The sequence below is a fragment of the Streptomyces sp. NPDC047453 genome (genome assembly GCF_040643155.1).
Lineage (GTDB): Bacteria > Actinomycetota > Actinomycetes > Streptomycetales > Streptomycetaceae > Streptomyces.
This window is the reverse complement of the sequence record NZ_JBEYTS010000029.1, coordinates 46458-59461: the sequence shown is the minus strand read 5'-3', so window position 1 is coordinate 59461 and position 13004 is coordinate 46458. Positions and strand designations below refer to the sequence as shown.

General features: G+C 68.1%; 14 protein-coding genes. 11 read left to right on the top strand and 3 right to left on the bottom strand.

Going from position 1 to position 13004, the window contains the following annotated elements; translation table 11 throughout:
- Window positions 1-67: 67 nt before the first annotated feature.
- The 5 genes from ABZ818_RS24220 (at window position 68) to ABZ818_RS24200 (ending at window position 3828) form a co-directional block, all read left to right on the top strand.
- Window positions 68-379, top strand: coding sequence for a hypothetical protein (locus tag ABZ818_RS24220; RefSeq protein WP_361418247.1), 312 nt, complete (start codon window positions 68-70; stop codon window positions 377-379).
- Window positions 292-1794, top strand: coding sequence for a putative T7SS-secreted protein (locus ABZ818_RS24215; RefSeq protein ID WP_361418244.1), 1503 nt, complete (start codon window positions 292-294; stop codon window positions 1792-1794). The genes ABZ818_RS24220 and ABZ818_RS24215 overlap by 88 nt, the downstream gene beginning before the upstream one ends.
- 281 nt (window positions 1795-2075) lie before the next feature.
- Window positions 2076-2474 carry a hypothetical protein gene (locus ABZ818_RS24210; RefSeq protein ID WP_361418241.1) on the top strand — a complete coding sequence of 133 codons (399 nt, stop codon included), beginning with the start codon at window positions 2076-2078 and terminating at the stop codon, window positions 2472-2474.
- Window positions 2475-2581: 107 nt separating this feature from the next.
- Window positions 2582-3133: a hypothetical protein gene (locus ABZ818_RS24205; RefSeq protein WP_361418238.1), complete on the top strand. Its 552-nt coding sequence runs from the start codon at window positions 2582-2584 to the stop codon at window positions 3131-3133.
- Window positions 3130-3828 (top strand): hypothetical protein, encoded by a 699-nt coding sequence (locus ABZ818_RS24200; RefSeq protein WP_361418235.1) that lies wholly within the window; start codon window positions 3130-3132, stop codon window positions 3826-3828. Before ABZ818_RS24205 ends, ABZ818_RS24200 begins: the two co-directional genes overlap by 4 nt.
- Window positions 3829-3975: 147 nt before the next feature.
- On the opposite strand, the gene ABZ818_RS24195 is transcribed toward ABZ818_RS24200, so the two are convergent.
- From ABZ818_RS24195 to ABZ818_RS24185, 3 genes are all read right to left on the bottom strand, one after another.
- Window positions 3976-5022, bottom strand: a complete 1047-nt coding sequence (locus ABZ818_RS24195; protein ID WP_361418231.1) for a hypothetical protein — start codon at window positions 5020-5022, stop codon at window positions 3976-3978.
- Window positions 5010-5660, bottom strand: a complete 651-nt coding sequence (locus ABZ818_RS24190) for a hypothetical protein (protein ID WP_361418228.1) — start codon at window positions 5658-5660, stop codon at window positions 5010-5012. Before ABZ818_RS24190 ends, ABZ818_RS24195 begins: the two co-directional genes overlap by 13 nt.
- Before the next feature lie 194 nt (window positions 5661-5854).
- A complete protein-coding gene (locus ABZ818_RS24185; protein WP_361418225.1) occupies window positions 5855-6790 on the bottom strand; it encodes a hypothetical protein in 936 nt (311 codons plus the stop codon).
- A gap of 653 nt (window positions 6791-7443) precedes the next feature.
- Between ABZ818_RS24185 and ABZ818_RS24180 the strand changes: the two genes are divergently transcribed.
- From ABZ818_RS24180 to ABZ818_RS24155, 6 genes are all read left to right on the top strand, one after another.
- Window positions 7444-7602: a hypothetical protein gene (locus ABZ818_RS24180; protein WP_361418222.1), complete on the top strand. Its 159-nt coding sequence runs from the start codon at window positions 7444-7446 to the stop codon at window positions 7600-7602.
- 438 nt (window positions 7603-8040) lie between these two features.
- On the top strand, window positions 8041-8769 hold the full coding sequence (locus tag ABZ818_RS24175) for a hypothetical protein (RefSeq protein ID WP_361418219.1): 729 nt from the start codon (window positions 8041-8043) through the stop codon (window positions 8767-8769).
- Window positions 8770-8785: 16 nt separating this feature from the next.
- Window positions 8786-9787: a hypothetical protein gene (locus ABZ818_RS24170; RefSeq protein ID WP_361418216.1), complete on the top strand. Its 1002-nt coding sequence runs from the start codon at window positions 8786-8788 to the stop codon at window positions 9785-9787.
- Window positions 9784-11091, top strand: a complete 1308-nt coding sequence (locus tag ABZ818_RS24165; protein ID WP_361418213.1) for an ATPase, T2SS/T4P/T4SS family — start codon at window positions 9784-9786, stop codon at window positions 11089-11091. The genes ABZ818_RS24170 and ABZ818_RS24165 overlap by 4 nt, the downstream gene beginning before the upstream one ends.
- Before the next feature lie 35 nt (window positions 11092-11126).
- Window positions 11127-12056, top strand: coding sequence for a type II secretion system F family protein (locus ABZ818_RS24160; RefSeq protein WP_361418348.1), 930 nt, complete (start codon window positions 11127-11129; stop codon window positions 12054-12056).
- On the top strand, window positions 12053-12976 hold the full coding sequence (locus ABZ818_RS24155; protein WP_361418210.1) for a type II secretion system F family protein: 924 nt from the start codon (window positions 12053-12055) through the stop codon (window positions 12974-12976). The genes ABZ818_RS24160 and ABZ818_RS24155 overlap by 4 nt, the downstream gene beginning before the upstream one ends.
- Window positions 12977-13004: the final 28 nt, after the last annotated feature.

Genomic DNA, 13004 nt, shown 5'->3' with positions numbered 1-13004 from the left:
ACCGCCCCTTTTGTGCCCGTACGGAGATGAATGTGCACGTCACAGGAAGAGGGCCTGCGTCGGAACCATGAGTGATCTGACCGTCGATGGCGACCTGTTGAAGAAGTCGGCCAAGGCTCTCAAGAAGATCCAGTACGAGTTCGAGCACACGGAGAAGCATCAGAAGGACTTGCGAGGCATCTGGGGATCCGGTCAAATCACCAGCGCGATGGACGGGTTCGCGGACAACTGGGACTACCACCGCAAGCAACTGCTGGAGGCCGTCAAGAGTGTCGGTGAGTTGACCGACGAGTGCCACAAGGCGTTCAAGGACCTCGATCGCGAGCTGGAGAAGGCTACGAAGGGCAAGAACAAGGCCCGGACGGGGACAGGGGAATAACGCAGGTGGCACGACCTACCGACTGGAGTCCGCTGGCGAGCGAGGACCCCGTTCCCGGGGATGTGGAGGAGGTACGCCGGGAGTCACGGCGGCTGGGCAAGCTGGCGACGATGATCAGCGAGCAGGTCGAGCGGCTTCGGGCGATCGGCCGGGACACCGACGCGCTCAAAGGCAAGTACGCCGGCACGCTGCGGGAAAAGGCCGACGACCTGGCGGGCAAACTCGGCAAGACCCACCACCGCTACAGTCATGTCTCCGGGTACCTCGATCATTGGGCAGACGATCTTCAGGAGTGCCAGAAGCAGGCCGACGGCGCGTTGGAGTACGCCCAGGAGGCGAAGCGGCGTGTGGATGCCCACCAGCCCCCTCACGAGCAGCACAAGAAGTCCGACAGCGAGATGACGGACGCTGAGCGGAGGGCGGAGACGACGAGGCTGCATGCGCTCTCACGCGCCGAGGACGACCTCAGCGCGGCCCGAAGCAAGCTCGACAAGGCCATCAGTCACCGTGACGAGAGAGCTGGGCACTGGGCCGGGAAGATCAAACGGGCGATCAGCAAAGACGGGCTGCATGACAAGGGCTGGGACAAGTTCAAGAACTGGGTGAGCAACCACTCCCGGCTGCTGAACGACCTGGCGAACGTCCTGTGCTGGGTGGCAACCGCCTGCGCGGTCATCGCGCTGTTCATTCCCGGCCTGAACATCATCGCCATGATTGCGCTGGGGGCGACGATCGGTGCTCTGTTGCTGCACAGCACCTTGGCGGTGGCGGGTGAGGGCAGTTGGATCGACGTGGGACTGGACGTTTTCGCGCTGGCAACCATGGGGCTGGGGCGCCTCGCTGGGCCGGGCATGAAGTTGGCGGAGAAGGGGGTTCGGGCAGCCATGCGCGGGGCCGGCGCCACCAATATCGGGAAGGCGGCGTGGAACGCGGCCAAGCTTGAGAAACTCGCCGACCTGTCCAAGGCTGGACGCATCTTCAAGACAGGCGTCCGAGGCAGCCAGCAGTGGAAGGCAGCACAGAAGATGATGAGCGACGGCATGAAAGCCATGTGGGCGGCGAAGAAGGGCGCGCTGGCGGATGCCAAGGCTTTGGCCGGACAGCCGCTGCCGAAGCTGAGCGCGATGAAGAACCTCCTGGGCGGTGGCCCTGAAGCCGCCTCGCTGAAGGCCTACCTCACCGGAGCGGCATCAAGGTTCCCGGAGTCCGCACGGATCGCTGGGGCTATCGAGAGCGGTTCGGGGGCCATCCGGCTCAGCCAGGGAACTTTCTTCGCGGCAACTGCTGTGGACGCGTTCGATAAACTTGAGGGCTCGACGGTGCCTTACCTAAGCGGGTTGATGGGTGGCAGTGGTACCACGTTCTGGGCTGACGCGAAGACATGGGCGACGGCGGAGACAGGATCCACGTGGTGAGTGATTTCCATCGTTCGAGGCGGTCGGCGGCGAGCGTGACTGGAGGCTCGCTGATTGAAGCGGAGCTAAAGCGACGAGCCGCCCAACAGCACGCGGTAAGGACAGGGAAGTTTCGTTCCCTGCCAGCGCTCATCCGCATATATGCGTATGCGCTTTTGGCCCTCAGCTTTCTGGGATTCTGGCTGTGGACCGGAGTTGGGTGCCTGTCCCTGTGGCTCTTGGATCCGGGGCACAGGAAGTCGATGGGGTTGCCCATCCTTCTTGGAGGGTGGGTCGTCTTCATGACCTTGCTGCTTCCAGCCACGTTTCTGTGGCACGCGCCCGAGCTGCTCAAGCGGGAACTTGGGCCACAGCCGAATTCGGCAAAGGGCTTCATCGGCTACCTGCTGCGCAACTCCGGCAAGGGCGTGTTCGACGGGTCCCTGCCGTTGGCTCTTGACACGAAAGCACCGCCGCCGCACTTCTGGCTGGTCACGGTGCTGTTCACATTCTTTAGTGTGCAAGCGGCTCTGTCCGGCCTTGCGGGGTTGGTATCTGGCTCTTGGGCAGTACCCTTTTGGGTGGCTTTCGCGGCCTGCGGCGCGTCTCTCGGCATCCTCATCCATGGAGCTCTCACCCGCCGCGCGTCCCGCAGGCGAGCGGCCGCGGAGCGGTGCGACAGGCTGGGGGGCGCGCGGTGAACGTATCTTCGGAAGCAGCGGCGCCCGCGACCTCGTACGCCCTCGTATTGCCCCCGGGTTGGCGACAGGTCCCACTTCGTCGGGGGACCGAGGGCGCCGTGAGGCGGGTGCTCGACCAAGCCTTCGAGGGCATGCCGCGCGATGAGGTGTTCGCCTACCGACGGGATCTCGAGGCGAGCTTGTGGCAGCGCATCGAGGATGCCAGGAAGGCCGACGGACTCGACCTCTACCTTCCGGTCGAGCTGATGCACGGCATCTCCGTGCCTGCCTCGATCCTGGTGTCCGAGACGCGCCTGACGGGAGATAAGGGTCTCGATCCGCAGGAGGCAGCCCTGCTCATGGCCGGTTCCGGGGACGGAAGGGAGGTGGTGGATCTCGACGGTGCACCCGCCGTACGCACCGAGCGGACTGCACAGGCTGACCCGGAGCGTGGTGTCGAGTTCCCGTCGCGTCGTGTCGACTACCAGATGCCGGTACCTGGGCAGTCGTGGCGGTGGCTGACCGTAGCCTTTTCGACCGTCGGTGCTGAGGACGTGGACGGTGAACTGTCTCTGCTGCTCGTCGATCTCTTCGACGCCGTGATGACCACGTTCCGGTGGCGATCCCCCAGCGACTCCCAGCCGTCACAGCGAGACCAGAACACTCGGGGTGCCCGATGACCGATCTTCCCTCGCCGATGCCTGCTCTGCTGCCGGATCCCGGAGAATGGCCGCATACGGCATCCCTCCACGGGCTGGAACTCAGCGACCCGGGCCCGGAGTGGGTCGCGCTGCCTGCCGCCTTCGAAGGCACTCCGTGGACGGACGCGTCGGAGTACGCCGAGCAGATGGCCTCAGCCCTGGTCATGCGGCAGCGAGAGTTCGTCGGTGGCCGGATCAGCGACGACCTGCAGGAGCGGGTCGTGGCCCAGATTCTCGACGTCTACAGCCGACTGTTCGGTCTCCTGGACGCCCACTACCACCTGCTGTACTGGCCCGATCTGCGCAAGCCGCCGGTTCCGGTCTTCCTTGGGATCTGGGAACAGGTACGTGACGACGCGTCGGCCGAGGTGCACTATGCCGGGTCGTTCTACCACCTTGAGACGGGCGGGAAGAGCTCGATTGAGGAGGAGTTCGTCGCGGACTCTTTGGGCTCCGGATTGCGCAGCCTGGCGTTCGTGCCGCTCAAGCAGGAAGCACCGGAGGATCCCGACGGCTTGGTGGGCGTCCTCACCTACTACTGGCGCGTGAAGCCCAGTGCAGTGGACGTGCGGCTCGTGGCCTTCACCAACGAACTGGGCCGCCTCTACGCCGCCCTTCCCGACCTCGACGCATTCGCCCGGCGTATCGCGATCACCGACGAGCAGACCGGCTGAGCAGGACGCGCGGGCTCGTTGTCGCCAGCGCACCGGACACTGTGCGTGGGTGCAGTAGCCGCCGCCCTTGCCACCTGAGCCGCGTAACCAAACTAAAACTGAAGAAGTGCTCCTCCTGCTCTTCTTCTCCCAGAGGGCGCCCTTCACTCAACGATTCACCGCCTGGACTTCCTGGACAGTGACGGCCTGTTCGTTGCCGAAGGTGCCGTCGGGGAGGTTGCCCCCGGCTCCACCTGTGCCGGTCCAGTTGATTTGCCAGGTAATGGTTGCCTTCAGCTTGTACGTTCCGCCGCCGGAGGACCGGAGGTATTTGATGCCGCACGGTGGCGTCTGGTTGGCCTTTCCTCTGGCGTAGGGCTCACCGATCGAGTGGTCGCCGTTGAGCGTGCACTCGCCCGAAGGGGGGTAAGTTTCGGCGTCGGAGGTGCCTGGCTCGAGTTTGAGGGAGACGGGTCTGGCCGTGGTGGTTGCCTGGATGTTCAGTCCGCCGACGTCCAGGGAGGCGGTCACCGAGACGTCCTTGAACTTGGCTCTGTCCAGCCAGGCCCAAGTGGGCAGGTTCACCTTGGTGGTGGCCACGGGGGCGAGGGAGACCTCCGTGGTCGGTAACTGGATGCCGTTGTATGCGAGTTCGGCGAGGATTTGCGGGGTCACCGCGTTGTCGACCCGCGGCGTGTCTCCGTTCACCACCCAGAAGGGCTGCTTGTTGCAGGCCTGGGCCTCAGGCTCCATCCAGCGGTCCTCGTCGACGACGGCCACCCACCAGTTGCCCTCGTTCTTCTTGTCGAGGTTGTAGTTCTTGTAGGTGCCGTCCTTGTACTCGCCCCGGAACATGCCGACGGCGGTCTTGGCGTAGCTGTGCTGGCCCGGCGTGTTGATCGTTTCGCTGTACATGCCCTCCACGTACTTCGCGAAGTCCTCAGCGGACCGCGGCTCGTACCAGCAGGCGGGGGGAGACCAGTCGCCGACCGGGGCCACGTTGCCTCTGCCGCCGCCCTTCGGTCCGGCGGTGGAACCGCTGTAGGTCACCTTGGAGACGATGCTGGTGCCGTCCCGGGAGCCACTGCTGGTGGCCTTCTGGCCGTTCGACTTGCCGGGAGTGCCCCACCCGTACGCTGTGCCCGGCACGAGCGCCAGCGCACCGGCGGCCGCGCCCAGGGCGAGCCACCTGCGCCTGCCCCTCAGGCTGTGCACGCGTTGTTCCCCCGCTGCGACTCGAGCTTCGTGGTCTGCCACACACCCTTGCTGTTCAACTCCAGGCGCGTGCTGTACTGCACGTAGGAGTCATCGGTCGGCGGAACCCTGTCGACCTTCTGGGTCTTCCGGTTCTTGTTGAACGCTTTGGACTCGTCAGCACAGTAGGAAACGCCGGCGGACTTCTCGTCGAACAAGCTGATCTTCACGGCGTAATAGCGGACCGACCCCGAGAACGTGAAGCCGGCGTCGACGATCGACTTGACCCAGTCCTGGCTACCGGGGAGCGCTGTCCCTGCCTGATAGAAGGCGAGGGCCGGCGAGTTGGGATCGCCTTGCGTGACGGCGTATGTCACTGCCGTCTGTGCCCTTCCGGCATCGGCCAGTACCGCGTCCTTGGCGTCGTCACCCGTCTTCCAGCCCTCGAAGGCTTCCTTGACGTCGCCGGGAAGCGTCATGTCCGGGCGGTCCACATTGCCTGACGAGGGGCTCGGTGACGAAGAGGTGGCGGCGTCGCCGGAGTCCGCTCCCGCGATCTTGTCCTGGTCCTTGGACGCGTCACCTCCTCCGCAGCCGGTCAACAGCAGGCATGCGGTTGCGGCAAGCGCGGTAGCAACTGGCAAAGTGCGGCGCTTCACAGCGGACTCCCGTGACGAATGAGTTCAGTCGAGGGCACCGACAGTAGCGAGGCGGCCAGAGGGTTGGCCAGGCGGAGCTTCACCAGCGCATGACTATTTGCCTGTTCGGCTGGGCAAAGGGTCACGGAAGCGACGGATCCGCCACGCTGGCCGGGGTCTTCCCGGTTCGCGAAGGAGGAAGGCAACTGCGGTCATCAGGTGGACGGAGGCTCGTAGGTCCGTACCGTGGCCGCGATTTTCCGTATCGTCGCGTCGGGGACCTCGTCCGATACGCCCTTCGCGCCGAAGAACGACCAGGAGGTCAGATCTCCCTGGGTGTTCTTGAAGGCGAAGGTCCATGCCTTGCCGTCCGTGGTGCACTTCTTCGATTTCTGCACGCCTGCGGACCAGGCGGTGCCCAGGCTGCCCTTGAGGCCCGAGGTCGTGGTGAACGGCTCGACGGTGCCTGACGTCACCTTGGTCTTGTCGGGCTGGGTGTACTGCCCGTACACCCAGGACTTCGGGTCGGCGCCGGCTATCTCCTCGGTGCTCTTGGCGCCGTTGTTGCCCCGGGAGCCGGCCGCCGCCAGCGGCGTGTGCTCCAGTGTGCCGTCCTTGTCGTCGTCCGAGGAGCACCACCGCTCCTTCAGGAAGGCGGGGGCGCGCATCGCGACCAGAGGCTCGTCGTCCGGGTCGTTGTCGTCGGCCACGTAGGTGATCCAGCCGGTGGACTGGAGTGACCAGTCCGGCGGAACGTCGAACTTGATTCCCGCGGCCGGGTTCACCACGACCTTCCAGCCGTTGACGGTGGCGGCGTCGCTGTGCGGAGACGGGGAAGTGGTCGGGTCGGGGGCAACCGTGTCGTCCTTGTCGCCGCCCAGCAGTGCGTAGCCGGTGACACCCGCGGCGATCACGATGGCTCCCGCCGCCATGACGGCGATGAGCTTGGTGCGGTTGTGGCCGCCGCCCGGAGGACGCGGTGCCGCCGCGCCGGACGGCAGGGTCGGCGCGTTCCACGGCTGCGGCGGCGGCTGCTGCTGGTAAGGGTTCGGCTGGTGGTAGCCGGGCTGCTGATACGGGTTCGACTGCCCGCCAGGCAAAGGCTGTTGCGGATTCTGCCCGCCCCCTGGCGGCTGCTCTCCTGGCCACATGGGCCGTAACGGTATGCGAAGGGTGGAGTGGGAGTACGGGCGAGGGGGCCCTCGCCCGCAACATCGGCACCCGCTTCGACGAGCCAGTACCGAATCGAACTTGGAGAAGCGGGTGTTCGGAAAGAACAGGGACGTCGACGAACCTGCCGCCCCCGTCGTGCCGTGGGCTGATGCCTGGGAATTCGTCGTCGGCGACGTGGAGCGGCCCGCAGCCGGGCGGCGAAGGCGTCCCGTGCTCGGGCCACGCGCCTTCCGGGTCCCGCAGCGCCGGGGCGAGCAGTGCGTCAACGCGCCCTGCGCCTTCCTTCCCCCGCAGTCGTCGTCGGAGAGCCCCGTGGGTCTGTACGAGGACGCGGACGGCCGCACGCTTCTCTGCTCCGTCGACGAACCCGTGAAGGCGGGAGGCGAACGCCACTTCGCCGTGCGTGACGGACAGGGGCAGGTCATCGGCACCATCAGGCGGATCGCTCCGCTCAAGCATGCCCTGACGCCGGTCTGGCGCATCGACCAGCCAGGACACGTGGAGATCGTCAGCAGCGGGGAGTGGGCGAAGGGCGGGCCGAAGGAGATGCTCCAGCGGGGCGCCGGAGATCGCGGGGCGATTTGCCGGAAAGGTCTTCGAGGAGGTCGTCGACAGCGTCCTCTCCGGGGGAGTGGAGGGCGGCGACCGGCCTTCCAAGCCGCGGTCCCTGGAGTGGCGTGCGGAGAACAAGGTCGTCATGGTCTCGGAGGGCAGTGACAAGGTGACGGTGCGGGACGGTTGGGTCGACCGCCGGCTCGCCTTCGCCTTCGCGCTCCTCGAGGACCGATGACCGCCGTGCTGCCGCGACGCCCTCGGTGACCCGTTGCCGCGGGCGCGGCATGACCGGTCTGCGGCTTCGTGAGCAATTCGTGCAGGGGTCGTGGGCGCCTGATGGTCGGGGGCCGGCTGCCTTCGGAGTGCCCACCATCGGGGCGGTGAGGGATTTGCTGCCGTGCACACGGGAGGGGATGATTCGCCCATGTTCAACCGGGCTGTCCTGCCCGGGCGTTGCAAACCGGTAACGGCAAGTCGGCTGTGTCCCCTGGGGCCTGACTCGCCTTGAGGGGCGTATGTGCGGCTGATACCGTGCGATGGCTTGACACTCGCCCCCGCGCCGGATAGTCGCGACAGCGCCCGGATCGCTGGTGAAGTGTCCGGGTTTGCAGCCTATGCAAAGAGCTTGTCAGAACGTGGCAGACGACATCTTGGGTGTACGGGGAGCGGTTGCGTGAAGATCCAGGAGCGTACGGGGGCGGGCGCGGGACGTTCCGCGGCTCCGGCTCAGCCGTCGGTCGGCGACCGGCTTCCCACGGCGCCTCGCGAGCGCAAACCGGCCCTCGCGGCCCTGGCGGTGCTGCTCATCCTGGTGGGCGCGCTGGGCGCCACGATGCTCGTGCTCCAGGCCGGGGACCGGATCGAGGTCGTCAAGGTGACGAAGGACATCCAGGCCGGAGAGTCCGTCAGCTCCGATGACGTGACCTCGGTGATGGTGGCCGCCGACGACTCCATCGACTACGTCCAGTGGTCGCAGCTGGGCGCCCTCAAGGCCCTCAAGGCCAAGTCCACCATCTACGCGGGCACGGTCGTGGTGGGGCAGATGTTCGGCGCGAAGAGCAGCCTGCCGGCCGGCAAGGCCTCCGTCGGTGTCGCCCTCAAGGAGGGGCAGTACCCGTCGGGCATCAAGAGCGGCGACATCGTCGCCGTCTACCGCGTCGGCGACAACTCCTCCAGTTCCAGCTCCGGTTCCGGCGGGAGCAGCGGCTCCGCGGGCTCGTCCGCCGGTGGCAACCTCATCGTCGACAAGGCGCGCGTCAGCTCCAGGAGTGACAACAGCGACGCCGCCGTGAGCACCGGCAACCTGTCACTGACGCTCCTCGTCGACCAGTCCGACGCCGCCGCCGTGGCCCAGGCCGCGTCCGCGGGCTCCGTCGCCGTCGTCGTCGTTCCCGGCAACTGAGGGCGGCAGCGCACCCATGGCCCTCATCGCACTGGCCGCCGACAAGGGTTCGCCCGGCGTCACCACCGCCGCCGTCGCGCTGGCCGCCGTCTGGCCGCGGCGCGTGCTGCTCGCCGAGACGGACCTGGCCGGCGGCGACCTCGTCTACCGCAGCGCCGCCGCGCACGGCGGGCCGCTCAACCCGAACGTCGGCATGCTGTCCATCGCCGCGACCGCGCGCCGCGGACTCGTGCCCGACCAACTCTGGGATCACGTCCAGCCGTTGAGCGGCGGCCTGGAGGTTCTCGTCGGACTCGGCATCGCCGAGCAGGCCGCCGGTCTCGCCGGGCTGTGGCCCACCCTGGGCCACGCCTTCGCCTCGCTTGCCGACTCCCCGAACGCGCCCGCCGACGTCATCGCCGACTGCGGCCGGATCAGCGGGGACACCCCCGCCGTGGAACTGTTCCCGCACGCCTCCCTCGTCCTGCTGATCTCGCGCACCGAGCCGGAGGCCATCGCCCGCGTCCGTGACCGCGCCGCCGCGCTGTCCACGAAGCTGCACGGCGGCCCGCGCGGTGCCGCGAGTCTGGCGACCCCGGTGGTCGGCGTCGTCCTGGTCGCCGACCCGAACACCGCGGGCAAGGTCTCCGGCCAGGTCAACGACATGCTGGTGCACGCCCAGACCGGCGCCCGGGTCGTCGGCACCATCGCCGACGACCCGGCGGGCGCCGACCAGTTGGCCGGGCGCAGGCGCGGACGCCTGGACAAGTCCTTGCTGATCCGCTCGGCCCGCAAGGTCACGGCCGACCTGTACCAGCAGTACGGCGCCGCCTGGGCCGTATCCGCACAGGCGCAGCAGGCCCACCAGGCTCAGCAAGCCCACCAGGCTCAGCAGACCAACCAGGGTCAGCAGGCGCCCCAGGGCCAGCAAGCGCACCAAGCTCAGCAGGCGTACCAAGGTCAGCACGCCTCGCAGAACCATCAGCCTCATCAGCCTCACCAGGGCCAGACGAACGGTCAGGCGGGGGCCGGGCGATGACCGCTGTCGACCACCAGCTGGTCAAGCGGTTCCGGCAGGATGCCGGTGACCGCATCGCCGAGCAGCGCCGCCTCGACCAGGTCAACGGCGTCACGCCGATGTCCAGCGAGGACGAGCGGCAGTACGCCCGCGCGGTCATAGCCCAGATCCTGGAGGAGTACGCCCGCGCCGAGATCAACGCGGGCCGTACGCCGCTGGACGCCGAGACCGAGGAGCAGTACGCGGCCGCCGTGCACGCGGCGCTGTTCGGCGTGGGCCGGCTCCAGCCTCTGCTCGACGACCCACAGGTCGAGAACATCGACATCAACGGCTGCGACCAGGTGTTCGTCGGGTACGCCGACGGGCGCGAGGTCAAGGGCGAGCCGGTCGCCGAGACCGACGAGGAGCTGATCGAGCTCATCCAGGTGCTCGGCGCCTACTCGGGTCTGTCGTCCCGCCCCTTCGACTCCGCCAACCCGCAGCTCGACCTGCGGCTGCCGGACGGTTCGCGTCTGTCGGCCGTCATGGACGTGACCCGGCGGCCCGCGCTGTCCATCCGCCGGGCCCGGATGGGCAAGGTGTTCATCTCCGACCTGGTCGGCAACGGCACGCTCGCGCCGGAACTCGGGCACTTCCTGGCCTGCGCGGTCCGCGCCCGCAAGAACATCATGATCGCAGGCGCGACGAACGCCGGAAAGACGACGCTGCTGCGCGCCCTCGCCAACGAGATCCCGCCGCACGAGCGGCTCATCACGGTCGAGCGGGCGCTGGAGCTCGGCCTCGACACGTTCCCCGAACTGCACCCCAACACGGTGGCGTTCGAGGAACGGCTGCCCAACTCCGAGGGGCAGGGCACCATTTCCATGGCCGAGCTGGTGCGCCGATCCCTCCGTATGAACCCCTCCCGCGTCATCGTCGGCGAGGTGCTCGGCGACGAGATCGTGACCATGCTGAACGCGATGTCTCAGGGCAACGACGGCTCGCTGTCCACGATCCACGCCAACAGCTCCAGCGAGGTCTTCAACCGCATCTCCACCTATGCGCTGCAGGCGACGGAGCGGCTGCCCATCGAGGCCAGCCAGATGCTGATCGCGGGCGCGGTGAACTTCGTCGTCTTCATCCAGCGGCGCAACAACTTCCAGACCGGCGGCCGGCTTCAGCGCATGGTGACCTCGGTCCGCGAGGTCAACGGCGTCGACGGCCGCGTGCTGTCCAGCGAGGTGTTCGCCGAGACGCCCGACGGCCGGGTCGTGCCGCACGCGCCCATAGCCTGCCTGGAGGACCTCATGGCGCACGGTTTCCAGCCCCACGGAACCTGGGGGTGACCATGACGTCTGCCGCACTGGCCCCGCTCGGCTCCATGGGGAGCCTGTTCTCCACCACCGTCCTGTACTCGATCGGTTCCGGCGTCGCCGTCGGCAGCGGTCTCGCCCTGCTGGTCGTCGCCGTACGCGGACTGCCCGCCAAGCCCGAGCACGAGAAGCAGCGGGCGAGCCGGCGCGCGAGTGAACTGATCCGCTTCGCCGGCCGGCGCGGCTCCGTCGCCGCTCTCGTCGGCCTCGCCGTCCTGCTGCTCACCCGGTGGGCGGTGGCCGGCATCGCGGCCGGTGTCCTCGTCTTCTTCTGGGACCGCCTCTTCGGCGGTGCGGCGGAGGAGCGGGCCGCGATGCGCCGAGTGGAGGCCCTGGCCTCCTGGACGGAGTCGCTGCGCGACACGATCGCCGGCGCGGTCGGCCTGGAGCAGGCCATCCCGGCCTCGGCGCGCGCCGCCGCCCCGATCCTGCGCCCCCATCTGGACGCCCTGGTCGACCGGTTGCGCGCCCGCACCCCGCTGCCCGACGCGCTGCAACTGCTCGCCGACGAGATCGACGACGCCTCCGCCGACATCATCGTCGCCGCGCTCATCCTCAACGCCCGGCTGCGCGGCCCCGGTCTGCGCCAAGTCCTCGGTGCCCTGGCCAAGTCGGCGCGCGAGGAGGTCGACATGCGCCAGCGCGTGATGGCCCAGCGGGCCTCGACCCGGCGCTCGGTGCAGATCGTCGTCGCCGTCTCCGTCGCCTTCGTGCTCGGACTGTCCGTCTTCAACCGCGACTTCGTGTCGCCGTACGGCACCCCGGTCGGCCAGCTGGTCCTCGCGGTCGTCTGCGGTCTGTTCGCGCTCGGCTTCTGGTGGCTGCGCAAGCTGTCCACGATCGAGACGCCCGAACGCTTCCTGGTGCGGGACGAGGCGGCGGTGCAGTTCGTACGGCCGCGCACGCCCGCCCAGCAGGAGGAAGGGGTACGCCGGTGAACCTGACGATGCCGGTCGTGGTCGGAGCGGTCCTGGGCCTCGGCGTCTACGCCCTCGTACGCGCCCTGATGCCGTCCAGGCGGAGCGCGGTCGCGCAGGTCGCGCGGATCGACGCGATGCGGGCGCGGGGCGCGGCGTACGAGACGCGGCACCAGGCTCGGGAGGAGACGGGCCGCTTCGGCGCGTTCCGCGCCCAGGTCGGCGCGCGCGTCGCCGAGTTCTACCTTCAGCACGGCTGGGAGCAGCGCTCGTTGCGCGCCGATCTCGCGGTGCTGGAGCGCAGCTGGGAGAGGTTCCTGGCGACGAAGGTGCTGCTGTCGGTCGCGGGACTGTTCTTCGGTCCGCTGCTGTTCGCCGTGGTCTACACGCTGGGCTTCGGCCGCAGCCCGGTCATCCCGGTCTGGCTGGCGCTGCTGTGCGCGGCGCTCTTCTTCTTCCTGCCCGATCTGGAGATCCGGCGGGACGCGGCCGACAAGCGCCGTGACCTGCGCCGCGTCATCGGCGCGTATCTGGACCTGGTGTCCATGAGCCTGGCCGGCGGCCGCGGTCTGCCGGAGGCACTGATGGCGGCGGCCGAGGTGTCCGACGGCTGGGCGAACCAGCGGATCCGCAACGCCCTCGCCGACGCCCGGATCACCGGCATCAGCCAGTGGCAGGCGCTCGGGCAGCTCGGCGAGGAACTGGGCGTGGAGGAGCTGAAGGACCTTTCGGCCTCCCTGGCCCTGGTCGCGGACGACGGCGCGAAGGTGCGCGAGTCGCTCGCCTCGCGCGCCGAGACCATGCGCCACCGCGAACTGGCCGAGATCGAGGGCAGCGCGGGCGAGAAGTCCCAGTCGATGCTCGTGGCCCAGCTGCTGCTGTGCGCGGGTTTCCTGGTGTTCCTGATCTTCCCGGCGGCCATGCGGGTGTTCCAGGTATGAGCCGCCGCCCCTGCCAACTGCTTTGAAT